Source organism: Subtercola boreus (genome assembly GCF_006716115.1).
Lineage (GTDB): Bacteria > Actinomycetota > Actinomycetes > Actinomycetales > Microbacteriaceae > Subtercola > Subtercola boreus.
This window is the reverse complement of record NZ_VFOO01000001.1, coordinates 1,439,747-1,453,157: the sequence shown is the minus strand read 5'-3', so window position 1 is coordinate 1,453,157 and position 13,411 is coordinate 1,439,747. Positions and strand designations below refer to the sequence as shown.

The window sequence follows — 13,411 nt, the reverse complement described above, 5'->3', positions numbered from 1 at the left end:
GATCAGGGGACACGGCCCGCCGGAACCCGTCATTCATGGAGATCTCCCGCATCCACACCCCCGTCATGCTCGAACGGTCGATCGAGTTGCTCCGCCCGGCCATCGAGGTCGACGGGGCCGTGCTCGTCGACGGCACCCTCGGGCTCGGCGGCCACGCCGAGGCGTTCCTCACCCGCTTCCCGAACCTCACCCTCGTGGGTCTGGACCGCGACCCCGAGGCGCTCGCGCTGGCGGGGGAGCGGCTCGCGCCGTTCGGCGAGCGGGCGAAGCTCGTGCACTGCCGGTACGACGAGATCCGGGATGCCCTGCAGGGCCTCGGCTACGACACCGTGCAGGGCATCCTGCTCGACCTGGGCGTGTCGTCGATGCAACTGGATCGGGCCGAGCGGGGCTTCGCCTACTCGAAGGATGCCCCGCTCGACATGCGCATGGACGGCACCGCGGAACTGACCGCGGAAGAGATCCTCGCCGAGTACTCGGAGCACGATCTGCGGCGCATCTTCTGGGAGTACGGCGAAGAACGCCTCGCCTCCCGGTTCGCGCGTCGCATCGTCGAGCGCCGGGGCGAGACCCGTCTCGTGCGCTCGGCCCAGCTCGTCGACCTGCTCTCGAAGGCGACCCCGGCGGCGCTCGCCCGCCAGGGCCACCCGGCCAAACGCGTCTTCCAGGCGCTCCGCATCGAGGTCAACCAGGAACTGGCATCGCTCGAGGAGGTCGTTCCCCGGGCGATCGAGTCGCTGGCGCTCGGCGGCCGGATGGTCGTGCTGTCGTACCAGTCGCTCGAAGACCGCATCGTGAAGCGTGCTCTCGCGGCCGCCACCACTTCCTCCACTCCGCCGGGCCTGCCGGTGGAGCTCCCCGAGCACCAGGCGCAGCTGCGCCTCCTCGTCAGAGGGGCCGAACTCGCCACCGAGGACGAGAAGGCCGCCAACCCCCGATCCACCCCCGTGCGTCTCCGCGCGGCTGAGCGAGTGAGAGTCGCATCATGACCAGTGTCGCCCCGTCCCGTCCCCGGATCTCCACAGCCGCCACAGCTGTCGCCGACCCGTATGTCGACCCGTTCGACGATGCGTTCCTCGGGGACTACTCGCCGCCCGTGAAGCCCGCTTCACCGTTCAGCATCGCCGCCCGCGGGGTGCTCCGGCGCCGGAAGCCCAAGCTCGCCTATGCGGCCGTCGTCGTGGTCGGAGTGTTCTCTATCGTCGTGGCGCAGCTGATGCTGAGCATCGGTCTCTCGAACGGCGCGTACGAGATCTCGTCGCTGCAGACCCAGCAGAAGGAGGTCGACCGCTCCAACAGCGCCCTCACCGAGCAGCTCGACGGCCTGAGTGCACCGCAGAGCCTCGCCGCCAGCGCGGAGTCGCTCGGCATGGTGGCCAACGTGCATCCCGCCTACCTGCGGCTCTCCGACGGAGCCGTACTCGGCACGCCCACGACGGCCACGGCGGCTTCGGGCTCGCTCACGAACGGGCAGCCTTCGCTGGTGCCGAACGCGCTGACGGCTGCGGCCGCAACTGCCGCGTCGGCTGCTGCCACCGCTGCTGCCGCCGCTGCCCCGGCGACCACGGCAGGCACCCCCGCGACCACCGCAGGCACGCCCGTCGGCGCTCCGAGCGCGCCTCCCGCAGCTGCAGCAGCTGCCGCAGTACCGTGGCAGGGCCAGCTTCCGGCCCCGACGACGCACTGAACCTCGACCCACTGAACCTCGACGCACTGAACCTCGACCCACTGAACCTCACCCGTTAGGACACCGCACCCGTGAGCAGTTCACGCACCACACGCAACCGCGTGGCCCTCTCCATCGTCGTGATCGCCGCCCTGGTCGCTGTGCTGGTGGTGAAACTCGTCGACATCCAGGTGGTGCAGGCGAGCGACCTGAACGCTCAGTCGTACGACAAGCTCTCGGTCGGCCAGTCGATCTACGGCCCGCGCGGCGACATCGTCGACTCGAACGGTGTGATCCTGGCCACCACGGTCATCCGGTACAACGTGACGGCGTCGCCGAAGGATGTCGCGGACTACACCCCCACCGACCCCACGACCGGTGCCGACCTTCCCGATGTCACCCCGACCGACGCCTCGGCGAAGATCGCTGCCATCACCGGGCAGACCGCCGACCAGGTGTACGCGCTGCTGACGGCCGACCGCACCTCGTCGTACGCCATGATCGTCAAGGACCTCGACCTCGACAAGTACCGCGCCGTCGTGGCCCTCGGCATCCCGTGGCTCTACTACGAGACGTCGCCGCAACGGGTGTACCCGAACGGCAGCGTCGCCGGCAACATCGTGGGCTACATGGGCAACGACGACACCGGCGCCCTCACCGGCACCGGGGGGCTGGAGGAGAAGGAGAACCAGTGCCTCGCCGGTTCCGACGGCCTGCAGACCTATGAGAAGGGCGCCGATGGCGTCGCGATCCCGAACACCACGGTGCTCGACAAGGAGCCGGTCGACGGCTCGACCGTCGTGACCACGATCGACAGCGACCTGCAGTACTACGCCCAGCAGGTGCTCGCGCAGCAGGTGACGTCGACCGGCGCCCAGTGGGGGAGCGTGGTCGTCACCGAGGTGAAGACCGGCAAACTCCTCACGGTCGCCCAGTACCCGACACCCGACCCCAACAACCTCGACGCGACCGACCCCGGTTTCTGGGGCGCCATCGCGTTCTCGAGCCCGTTCGAGCCGGGTTCGACGTTCAAGTCGGAGTCCGCGGCGACCATCATCGACGCGGGCAAGAGTACGCCGACCACGGGCACGATCGTGCCTCAGCGCTACAAGACCCCGGGCGGGGCGGTCATCACCGACGACGAGTCGCACGGTGCCGATCCGATGACCCTCACCGGAATCATCCAGACCTCGTCCAACGTCGGTATCTCTCTGCTGAGTTCGATGCTCACCGACCAGCAGCGCTTCGACTACATGAAGAAGTTCCACCTCGGTGAGACGAGCGAAGTGAACTTCCCGGGCGAGTCGGAGGGCACCATCCGCACCCCCGCCGAGTGGGACGAACAGACCCTCTGGAACACCGCCTTCGGCCAGGGTCTCACCACCACGGCCGTGCAGGTCGCCAGCATCTACCAGACCCTCGGCAACGGCGGCGTGCGGATGCCCGTCTCCCTCGTCGCGGGCTGCAGGGCCGCTGACGGCACGATGACCGAGACGCCGAGCACCCAGGGCGAGCAGGTCGTCTCGCAGACCGCCGCGCAGGAGACGGTCAACATGATGCAGAGCGTCGTGTCGGGTGGTTATGCCGCCGACCTGCTGAAGATTCCGGGCTACAACATCGCTGCGAAGACGGGTACGGCAGAGGTCAGCAACGGCGAGGGCGCCTACGGCGGAGGGTACCTGACGAGTGTCGCGGGCCTCGCTCCGGCGGAGAACCCGCAGTACGTCGTTTCGGTCAACCTGATGAAGCCGGTTACGATTACTAACGGTTCAGCTGCCGCTCCGGTCTTCCAGAAGATCATGTCGCAGGTGCTCCAGAAGTACCGTGTGGCGCCTTCTACGGTTCCCGCGGTCGAATACCCGACCAGCTATTGATCTCGCGAGGAGCCAGGTGACGACAGGGGACAAGTCAGGGCTGCGACCCGAACGTCCCGATGCTCGCCTCGTCTCCGAACTGGCCGGCCAGTTCGGTCTCGACGTGCACGGCGACATCGAGGGCCTCCGGGTCACAGGCATCACTCTGTCGTCGAAGACAGTGCAGCAGGGCGACCTGTACGTCGGGCTCGCCGGGGTGCACGCGCACGGAGCCCAGTTCGTCGACGACGCCCGCGAGAAGGGTGCGGTCGCGATCGTGACGGATGCCCAGGGCCTCGCCCTCGCCGCGCAGTCAGGGTTGCCCGTGCTCGTCACCGCCGAACCCCGGGCCGCCCTCGGCGCGCTCTCGGCGTGGGTCTACCAGACGGCGGACTACGCTCCCGTGCTCTTCGGTGTCACCGGCACCAACGGCAAGACCAGCGTCGCCTACATCCTCGAGGCCATCCTGCGGCAGCTCGGTGTGCTCTCCGGCCTCAGCACCACCGCCGAGCGGCGGATCGGCGACTGGGCTGTGACGAGCGCGCTCACCACCCCCGAGGCGACGGAGGTGCACGGCCTCCTCGCCCGCATGCGGGAGGCCGACGCCGAAGCCGTCATCATCGAGACCTCGGCGCAGGCGCTCACCCGCCACCGCGTCGACGGCATCGTCTTCGACGTCGTGGGGTTCACGAACCTGACCCACGACCACCTCGACGACTACGGCACCATGCAGAAGTACTTCGAGGCGAAGGTGCCGCTGTTCACCGCCGAGCGAGCGAAGCGCGGCGTGGTGATCAACGACAGCGAGTGGGGCACGCGGCTCGCCCGGGCCGCGACCATCCCGGTCACCCAGCTCTCGACCTACCCGGGCAAGGCGGCCGACTGGTACGCCGCGATCCTCCGCGAGTCGATCGACGAGACCCGCTTCATCCTGAACGGACCCGACAACCTGTCGATCACGACGTCGATCCCGGTGCTCGGTCGGCACATGGCCGAGAACGCCGCGCTGGCGCTCGTGATGCTGGTCGATGCGGGCTACCCGCTGGCCGACATCGCCGCAGCCCTCGGCCAGGGCGGTGGCATCGACGTCTACATCCCGGGCCGGGCAGAGCGCATCGCCAACTCCGGCCCCGCCGTCTTCATCGACTACGGCCACAGCCCCGACGCGTTCACCAGCACCCTCGACTCGCTCCGCCGGGTGACGGACGGCCGCATCATCATGCTCTTCGGGGCAGACGGTGACCGTGACCCGTCGAAGCGGGTCGAGATGGGTCAGATCGCCGCCCGCCTCTCCGACGCGGTCGTCGTGACCGACTTCCACCCGCGGAGCGAAGACCCTGCAGCGATCCGCAAGGTGCTCGTCGACGCGGCGCGCGCCGCCGTGCCCGAGGGCGAGCTGTACGAGGTCGCCGACCCGCGCGACGCCTTCCGCAAGGCCCTCTCGATCGCCGGCCCCGGTGACGCGATCCTCTACGCGGGCCCCGGCCACGAGGACTACCACGAGGTCGCCGGCGTTCACATTCCCTACTCGGCGAGAGACGACGCCCGTCTCGCGCTCCACGAATCCGGATGGCTGTAGAACCATGCTCGACCTGACACTCGACGACATCGCCCGCACGATCGGCGGCACCCTTGTGCTCGGCGACCACGCCGTGCAGGAGGGCACCTCCGAGGTCTCCGTCGTGAACGGTGCGGTCGACACCGATTCGCGGGAGATCGTGCCCGGCGGCATCTTCGTGGCGAAGCCCGGCGAGTTCAGCGACGGGCACCTCTACGTTCCGGCGGCCGTGGCGAACGGCGCCGACCTCGTCATCGTCGAGCACGTCATCGACGATCTCACCGTTCCGCAGATCGTGGTCGCGAACTCGGTCGAGGCGCTCGGGATGCTGGCCACCGAGGTCATCCGCCGCATCCGCGAGCTCGGCGTGCTGACCGTCATCGGCATCACCGGCTCGAACGGCAAGACCACCACGAAGAACCTCCTCCGCACCATCCTCGAGCGACAGGGGCCGACCATCGCCCCGCGCGACTCGTTCAACAACGAGGTCGGCGCGCCGCTGACGATGCTGAAGGTCGAGCCGGAGACCCGCTTCCTGGTCGCCGAGATGGGCGCGAGCGCGCCCGGCGAGATCACCCGGCTGGTGCGGATGGCGCGCCCCGACATCGGCGTCGTGCTCACCGTGGGCCTCGCCCACGCCGGTGAGTTCGGCGGCATCGAGAAGACGCTCGCCACGAAGACCGAGATGGTCACCGACCTGCTGCCGACGGATGTCGCGGTGCTGAACCTCGACGACTACCGGGTCGAGAGCATGGCAGACAAGACCCGGGCCGAGGTGCTGTGGTTCGGCCTCGACACGAATGCGGGGGTGCGGGCAGCCGACCTCGTGCAGACCACCGCGGGAACCGACTTCACCCTCACCCTGCCGACCGGCGAATCACAGCGCGTGCACTTCAGCGTGCTCGGTGAGCACCACGTCACCAACGCCCTGGCCGCGGCAGCCGTCGCGCACACCGTCGGCGTGCCGCTTCACGCCATCGTGGCCGGGCTGGAGTCCGTCACGCGCGCCGAGCGCTGGCGCATGGAGGTGCTGCCCGGAACGCAGGGCGTCACCATCATCAACGACGCCTACAACGCCAGCCCCGACTCCATGCTCGCGGGACTGAAGACCCTCGCCCAGATCTCCGGCCCGGGCATCCGGCGCGTCGCCATTCTCGGCGAGATGAGCGAGCTCGGCGAGTTCTCCCTCGAAGAGCACGACCGGATCGGGCGCACCATCGTGCGGCTCGGCATCGAGCGTGTCTTCGTGGTGGGCGAGGGCGCCCGTGCGCTCCACCTCGCCGCGACCCACGAGGGTTCGTGGGACGGCGAGTCGGCGTTCTTCGACACGGCAGACGAGGCGTACGCTCTGCTCGAAGGGGAGCTGCGTTCGGGCGATGTCGTGCTGGTCAAGTCGTCCAACTCGGCGGGACTGCGGTTCCTCGGCGACAGGCTGGGGGAGCACTTCGCATGATCACACTCATCGGTGCGGGCGGCCTGTCGATGGTCTTCTCGCTGTTCATGACGCCGGTCTTCATCCGGCTGTTCAAGAAGCTGGCCTGGGGCCAGTACATCAACATCGACGGCCCGGCCTCCCACCAGGTCAAGCGCGGAACGCCCACGATGGGCGGCATCGTGATCATCCTCGCGACTCTGTTCGGGTATTTCGGGGCGCTGCTGGTCACCGGCAACCCGCCCTCGATCTCTGTGCTGCTGGTGCTGTTCATGATGGTCGGCCTCGGCATCGTCGGGTTCGTCGATGACTTCCTGAAGGTGCGCAACCGCCGGAGCCTCGGCCTCGGCCCGACCGCGAAACTGATCGGCCAGCTGCTCGTCGGTGGCAGTTTCGCGCTGCTGGCGATGAACCTGACGGGGCCGAACGGGTTCACCGTCGCCTCCACGCACATCTCGGCGATCCGTGACCTCGACTTCGATTTCCTGCAGTGGGGCGTGATCGCGGGCACCATCGCCTTCGTGCTCTGGATCGTGCTCATCGTGCTCGCGACGTCGAACGCGGTGAACCTCACCGACGGGCTCGACGGCCTCGCCCCCGGATCCGCGATCCTCGCCATCGGCTCGTTCGTCATCATCGGTTTCTGGCAGGCCAACCAGTCGTGCGCGAGCCTGACGCTCGACCCCGATGTGGCGTTCAAGTGCTACAACGTTAACCAGCCGCTCGACCTGGCCGTCATCGCGGCGGCGATCGCGGGCGCTCTCGTCGGCTTTCTGTGGTGGAACACCAATCCCGCGAAGATCTTCCTCGGCGACACGGGCTCGCTGGCGATCGGCGGGGCCCTGGCCGCCCTGGCCATCGAGAGCCGCACCGAGCTGCTGCTCATCCTGATCGGCGGCATCTTCGTGATCGTCGCCGGCCAGGTCGTGGTGCAGCTCACCTACTTCCGGCTCACCGGCGGCAAACGCATCTGGCGTGCCAGCCCGCTGCACCACCACTTCGAGGTGAAGGGCTGGGCCGAAGTCACGATCGTCGTGCGCTTCTGGATCATCGCCGGCCTCTGCGTGGCAGCGGGCGTGGGCGCCTTCTACCTCGAATGGATCCTGCAGGATTGACTGACAGACTCGACTCACTGACCAGCTGGCACTCCGACTGGACCGGCCTCCGGGTCGGCGTGCTGGGCCTTGGCAAGACTGGTTTCTCGGTCGCCGACACGCTCGTGGAGCTCGGCGCCTCCGTGCTCGTCGTTGCCCAGCGCGCCGACGACTCCCAGGTGCGGCTCGTCGAGGTGATCGGTGCCGGGCTCGTGCTCGACGCGGTTCTGGATGCTCCTCCCGCCGCACTCGTCGACCTGGCCCCTGAGGTGCTGGTCGTCTCGCCCGGCTTCCACCCCGATCATCCGGTACTCGTCTGGGCTGAGGCCTCGGGCATCCCTGTCTGGGGTGACGTGGAGCTCGCCTGGCGGCTCCGCGACAAGGTGGGCACGCCTGCCGAGTGGATCGCCATCACCGGCACCAACGGCAAGACCACCACGACCCAGCTGACCGCGACGATGCTCGTCGCGGGCGGGTTGCGGGCGGCTCCCTGCGGCAACATCGGGATCCCGATCCTCGACGCCATCCGTGACCCGCAGGGTTTCGATGTGCTGGTCGTCGAACTCTCCAGCTACCAACTGCACTCCACCTCGAGCATGTCGCCGTACGCCGCCGTCTGCCTGAACGTCGCCGACGACCACCTCGACTGGCACGGTTCGGCCGAGGCCTACGCCGCGGCGAAGGCCCGCGTCTACACGAACACCCGGGTTGCCTGCGTCTACAACCGGTCGGATGCACGCACCATCGCCATGGTCGAGGAGGCCGAGGTCGTCGAGGGCGCGCGCGCCATCGGCTTCGGACTCGGGGTGCCGGGGCTCAGTGACTTCGGCGTGGTCGACGGCATCCTCTGCGACCGGGCGTTCACCGACGACCGCCGCACGACGGCGCTCGAGATCACGACCGTGACCGCCTTGGCCGAGCGGGGGCTCGCGGCGCCCCACACCGTGGCGAACATCCTCGCCGCCAGCGCGCTCGCGCGGTCGATGGGCGTCCCCATCGAGGCCGTGCGGGCCGCGCTGGCGACCTTCGAACTCGACCGGCACCGCATCGAACAGGTGGCGACGGCCGGCGGCATCACGTGGGTCAACGACTCCAAGGCCACGAACGCGCATGCCGCCGACGCTTCGCTCGGAGCCTTCGAATCGGTGGTCTGGATCGCCGGCGGGCTGCTGAAGGGCGTCGACATCGAGCCGCTGGTGAAGTCCCGGGCATCGAAGCTCCGGGCCGTCGTGCTGATCGGTGTGGATCGGGAAGCTCTCAGGAACGCATTCGAACGACACGCCCCCGGGGTGCCCCTGTTCGAGGTCGACGGCACAGAGACTGAAGGGGTGATGTCGACCGCTGTGCGGCTGGCGTCCGCCGCAGCAGAACCCGGGGACGTGGTGCTGCTGGCTCCGGCTGCAGCATCGATGGACCAGTTCGTCGACTACTCCGACCGGGGCGATCACTTTGCCCGTGCCGTACGTGAACATCTTGGAGGTGGGGGCAGCTGACGAACACGATGCGCCGCCCGTCGGGCACCCGCCCGGGTCGACCCGGCGCACCCTCGGCCAAGGCCGCGACATCCGGTGCCCCGAGAAGCGGTGCTGCTGCAGCCGGTGCTCCGCAGCCCGGCTTCGTCGACCGCACCCGCGCGCGCACCGCCCGCATCCGGGTGAACCGGGTGTTCCAGGCCGAGTCGAGCAACTACTACTTCCTGCTCGGCACGACGCTGTTCCTCGTGGTTCTCGGCCTCGTCATGGTGCTGTCGTCGTCGTCCATCGACTCGTACACCGCCCGGCAGGGATTCTTCGGCACGTTCTGGAAGCAGGGAGTCTTCGCCCTGATCGGCGTGCCCCTCATGCTCGTCATCTCACGGCTCCCGCTGCCCTTCTGGAAGCGCTGGGGCTGGCTCGCCCTGGCGGGTGGAGTCGTTCTGCAGCTGCTGGTGCTCTTCACGCCGCTCGGCGTCACCGTGGGTGGCAACCTGAACTGGCTGAACGTCGCCGGCGTGAGCCTGCAGCCGTCCGAGCTGATCAAGCTCGGCCTCGTCATCTGGATGGGCGTCATCCTCGCCAAGAAGCAGCGGTACCTGCACCTCTGGAAGCACGTCGCCATCCCGGTGGTTCCGGTCGCGGGCGGCGCGGTGCTCCTCGTGATGCTCGGCGGTGACCTCGGTACGGTCATGATCATGGCGGGCCTTCTCTTCGGAGCGCTGTTCTTCGCCGGCATCCGGCTGCGGATGTTCATCATCCCCGTCATCCTCGGGGTTGCCGCGATCGCCGTGATCGCCGCGTCGAGCTCGAGCCGGGTCTCGCGCATCGGGAGCTTCCTCGGCGAGGGCTGCACCGACTACGCCGGCAGCTGCTGGCAGACCCAGCACGGTCTCTTCGCCCTCGCGAACGGCGGATTCTTCGGCGTCGGCCTCGGCAACTCGAAGGCCAAATGGTCGTGGTTGCCGGCCGCCGACAACGACTTCATCTTCGCGATCATCGGCGAGGAGCTCGGAATGATCGGCGCCCTCGTCGTGATCGGGCTGTTCGTGGCGCTGGCGATCGCCTTCCTCCGCATCGTCCGGTCGTCGAAGGACATGTTCTCGAAGGTCGTCTCGGGTTCGGTCATGGTCTGGATCATCAGCCAGGCGTTCGTGAACATCGCCGTCGTGCTGGGGGTGATCCCGGTTCTCGGCGTTCCTCTCCCGCTAATCTCCTCGGGCGGTTCGGCGCTGATCACCACCCTCATCGCCATCGGCGTCGTGCTGTCGATCGCGCGGGGGCAGACGAAGGAGACCGCGGGCGATCCGGATGCGGGCGCCCTCCGGGCCCCCGTTCCGTCGAACGCCACACCCTTCGTACCCCGCCGCCGACCGGTGCGCACGAAGTGACGACCTACCTCCTGGCCGGCGGCGGCACGGCGGGTCATGTGAACCCGCTGCTCGCCACGGCCGACGAACTGCGCCGTCGCGACCCCGAAGCGACGATCGTCGTCATCGGTACCGCGACCGGGCTCGAGGCGCGCCTCGTGCCGGAACGCGGCTACGAGCTCGTCACGATCCCGAAACTCCCGTTCCCCCGGCGCCCGAACCGCGCGGCGGCCGCGTTCCCGGCCGGTCTCCGCCGCGTCATCGCCGACCTCGCCCGGCTGATCCGCGAGCGTCACGTCGACGTGGTCGTCGGATTCGGCGGCTACGCGGCAGCTCCCGCGTACCTGGCGGCGCGGCGCGCGCGGGTGCCGCTGGTCATCCATGAGGCGAACGCCCGCCCGGGCCTGGCGAACAGGCTGGGTGCGCGCTTCACGCCGTACGTCGGCCTCGCCTTCCGCGCCGGAGTGCTGCCGCACGGGCGGTTCGTGGGGATGCCGCTCCGGCGCGAGATCCAGGCGCTGGCCGGTCGGCCGGCCGCGGCCATGCCCGGCGATGCCACGCCCGGCGGTGCGCTCGCGCCCGATTCCGCCGCGCTGCCCCTCGCCGCGGCGCGCGCCGAAGGCCTCGCCCTCTTCGACCTCCGGGGCGACGCCCCTGTGCTGCTCGTCACCGGCGGTTCGCTCGGCGCGGCGCAGCTCAACGGCAGCGTGTTCGCCGCCGCAGCCGACCTCGTGGCTGCCGGCTGGCAGGTGCTGCACATCACCGGTGACCGGTCGGAGCTCGTCGATCCGGGCATCCCGGGCTACCGGATGCTCCGCTACTGCGACCGTATGGAGCTCGCCCTCGCGGTGGCCGACCTCGCGGTCTCCCGCGCGGGCGCGGCGACGGTCTCCGAACTGGCGGCGCTCGGTGTTCCGTCGGTGCTGGTGCCGTACGCGGTCGGCAACGGCGAACAGCGCTTCAACGCTGTCGACCTGGTCGACGCGGGCGGGGCCGTGCTGGTGCGGGACGCCGACTTCACGCCGGACTGGATCCGGTCATCCCTTCTGCCGCTGCTCAGTGACCGCAGCCGGATCAGCACCATGGCGGCGGCGGCGCTCGGCGCGGGTGTCACCGACGGTTCGGCCCGCACCGTGGACCTGATCGAGCAAGCGCTGAAGGGCGCGTAACGTTGTCTATTCGCAGAACGACAGGATGCCCAGCGTGATCAAACCCGATATGTCCCTCGAGATCCCGGCAGAACTCGGAGCCGTACACTTCGTCGGCATCGGCGGCGCCGGAATGAGCGGCATCGCTCGCCTGTTCCTGGCGGCCGGGGTCACCGTGACGGGCTCCGACCGCACCGACTCGAAGACCGCCGAGAAGCTCCGCGCGCTCGGTGCGACCGTGCACGTCGGCCATGATGCCGCAAACCTCGGCGACGCCGACACGCTCGTCGTCACCAGCGCGCTGTGGCCCGACAACCCCGAACTCGTGCTCGCCCAGCAGCGCGGCCTGCCGGTGCTGCACCGGTCGCAGGCGCTCGCCTGGCTGGTGAACCGCCGCCGGCTCATCTCCGTTGCCGGCGCACACGGCAAGACCACGTCGACCGGGATGATCGTCACCGCCCTGCTCGGCCTCGGCGCCGAACCCAGCTTCGTGAACGGCGGGGTGATCTCCGCCCTCGGCACGAGTTCGGCGTGGGGCGACGGCGAGCTGTTCGTGCTGGAGGCCGACGAATCCGACGGCTCCTTCCTGCTCTACGACACGGCCGTCGCGCTCATCACCAACGTCGACCCCGACCACCTCGACCACTACGGCTCGGTCGAGGCCGTCGAAGACGCCTTCGTGTCGTTCGCCGATGAGGCCTCCGAGCTCGTGGTGATCTCCTCCGATGACGCCGGGGCCCTGCGGGTCGGATCGCGGCTCACCGCGTCGCGGGTGCTGTCGTTCGGGTTCGCCTCCTCTGCGGATGTGCGCCTGCACTCGGTCGTCGCCACCGGCAACGTGGCGTTCGCGGTCGACTACCTCGGAGAGACGTATTCGGGCAGCCTGCAGGTGCCGGGCATCCACAACGCCCTGAATGCGGCGGGAGCCTTCGCGGTGCTCGTCGGGCTGGGTTTCGAGCCGGCAGCGGCTCTGGATGCCCTGGCTCCCTTCGACGGAACCGGCCGCCGCTTCGAACTGCACGACACGGTGCGGGGCGTCAGCGTCTACGACGACTACGCGCACCACCCGACGGAGGTGGATGCCGCACTGACCGCTGCGCGCACGGTCGTCGGCGAGGGCCGGATCATCGCGGTGCACCAGCCGCACCTCTACAGCCGCACCCAGCTGCTCGCGGGCGAATTCGCGGAGACCCTGGAGCGCACGGCCGACTTCACCGTGGTGCTCGACGTGTGCGGTGCGCGGGAGGACCCGGTTCCCGGGGTGACGGGCGAGACGGTCTCGTCGCGCTTCGCAGATTCCTCACACGTGGCCTACATCGCGGACTGGCAGGAGGCGGCCGACTTCACCGCGTCGATCGCCCGCCCCGGCGACTTCGTGGTGACGCTCGGCTGCGGTGACGTGAACCTGATCGTGCCGCAGCTGCTCGCGTCGCTCGCCGTGACCCCCGCCGCCGCCCCTGCTGCCGCTGCTCCCGCCGCGAACCCTGCCGCCGCTGTACCCGGCGCGACCGCGCCCGCCGCCGAGCTCGGGCGCGACGCATAGCGTGGGCCGCCGATGAAGAGGCCCAACGGAGTAACCCCGCCGCCCACGCCGCCGACTCCGGTCGTGCCCCCGCGCCCGCCCGCCCCGCCCGCGCCCTCGGCTGCGCCGAAACGCCGACCAGGCGCGCCAGCGACGTCCGATGCGCCACCCGCGCCCGCAACTCCGCCCATTCTCATGACGCGAGTGAAGCCACCCCAGCCCGCCCCATCCATCCCACCAGCAGCATCCCCCCCACCCACCCTCAATCGAGTGGGCAGTTCGGGCCCTAAAACCGG

At 69.4% G+C, this 13,411-nt stretch carries 10 protein-coding genes; all 10 read left to right on the top strand.

All coding sequences use genetic code 11. The features are described from left to right. The first annotated feature begins 35 nt into the window (after positions 1–35). Positions 36–989, top strand: coding sequence for a 16S rRNA (cytosine(1402)-N(4))-methyltransferase RsmH (gene rsmH / locus FB464_RS06765; RefSeq protein ID WP_116414541.1), 954 nt, complete (start codon positions 36–38; stop codon positions 987–989). Beyond that, positions 986–1,687 carry a cell division protein FtsL gene (ftsL, locus tag FB464_RS06760; RefSeq protein WP_116414542.1) on the top strand — a complete coding sequence of 234 codons (702 nt, stop codon included), beginning with the start codon at positions 986–988 and terminating at the stop codon, positions 1,685–1,687. The genes rsmH and ftsL overlap by 4 nt, the downstream gene beginning before the upstream one ends. Positions 1,688–1,758: 71 nt before the next feature. Beyond that, the gene (locus tag FB464_RS06755) at positions 1,759–3,540 is read left to right on the top strand and encodes a peptidoglycan D,D-transpeptidase FtsI family protein (RefSeq protein WP_246092958.1); all 1,782 of its coding nucleotides are present in this window, start codon (positions 1,759–1,761) and stop codon (positions 3,538–3,540) included. A 16-nt stretch (positions 3,541–3,556) separates the two neighbouring features. Beyond that, entirely contained in the window at positions 3,557–5,098 is a 1,542-nt protein-coding gene (locus FB464_RS06750; RefSeq protein WP_116414543.1) for a Mur ligase family protein, read from the top strand. 4 nt (positions 5,099–5,102) lie between these two features. Beyond that, complete coding sequence (locus tag FB464_RS06745; protein WP_116414544.1) at positions 5,103–6,530, top strand: UDP-N-acetylmuramoyl-tripeptide--D-alanyl-D-alanine ligase; 1,428 nt, start codon at positions 5,103–5,105, stop codon at positions 6,528–6,530. Beyond that, positions 6,527–7,624 (top strand): phospho-N-acetylmuramoyl-pentapeptide-transferase, encoded by a 1,098-nt coding sequence (gene mraY, locus FB464_RS06740; protein ID WP_116414545.1) that lies wholly within the window; start codon positions 6,527–6,529, stop codon positions 7,622–7,624. The genes FB464_RS06745 and mraY overlap by 4 nt, the downstream gene beginning before the upstream one ends. Next, positions 7,606–9,096 carry a UDP-N-acetylmuramoyl-L-alanine--D-glutamate ligase gene (gene murD, locus FB464_RS06735; RefSeq protein WP_116414546.1) on the top strand — a complete coding sequence of 497 codons (1,491 nt, stop codon included), beginning with the start codon at positions 7,606–7,608 and terminating at the stop codon, positions 9,094–9,096. The genes mraY and murD overlap by 19 nt, the downstream gene beginning before the upstream one ends. 8 nt (positions 9,097–9,104) lie before the next feature. Then, entirely contained in the window at positions 9,105–10,466 is a 1,362-nt protein-coding gene (ftsW, locus tag FB464_RS06730) for a putative lipid II flippase FtsW (RefSeq protein WP_116414547.1), read from the top strand. Then, complete coding sequence (locus FB464_RS06725) at positions 10,463–11,614, top strand: UDP-N-acetylglucosamine--N-acetylmuramyl-(pentapeptide) pyrophosphoryl-undecaprenol N-acetylglucosamine transferase (protein WP_116414548.1); 1,152 nt, start codon at positions 10,463–10,465, stop codon at positions 11,612–11,614. Before ftsW ends, FB464_RS06725 begins: the two co-directional genes overlap by 4 nt. A gap of 34 nt (positions 11,615–11,648) precedes the next feature. After that, positions 11,649–13,136 carry a UDP-N-acetylmuramate--L-alanine ligase gene (murC, locus tag FB464_RS06720; RefSeq protein ID WP_170151900.1) on the top strand — a complete coding sequence of 496 codons (1,488 nt, stop codon included), beginning with the start codon at positions 11,649–11,651 and terminating at the stop codon, positions 13,134–13,136. Positions 13,137–13,411 lie beyond the last annotated feature (275 nt).

Coding starts and splice junctions, on each gene's coding strand:
- rsmH (WP_116414541.1), top strand. CDS start 36: ATGGAGATCTCCCGCATCCACACCCCCGTCATGCTCGAACGGTCGATC.
- ftsL (WP_116414542.1), top strand. CDS start 986: ATGACCAGTGTCGCCCCGTCCCGTCCCCGGATCTCCACAGCCGCCACA.
- FB464_RS06745 (WP_116414544.1), top strand. CDS start 5,103: ATGCTCGACCTGACACTCGACGACATCGCCCGCACGATCGGCGGCACC.
- mraY (WP_116414545.1), top strand. CDS start 6,527: ATGATCACACTCATCGGTGCGGGCGGCCTGTCGATGGTCTTCTCGCTG.
- murD (WP_116414546.1), top strand. CDS start 7,606: ATGGATCCTGCAGGATTGACTGACAGACTCGACTCACTGACCAGCTGG.
- ftsW (WP_116414547.1), top strand. CDS start 9,105: ATGCGCCGCCCGTCGGGCACCCGCCCGGGTCGACCCGGCGCACCCTCG.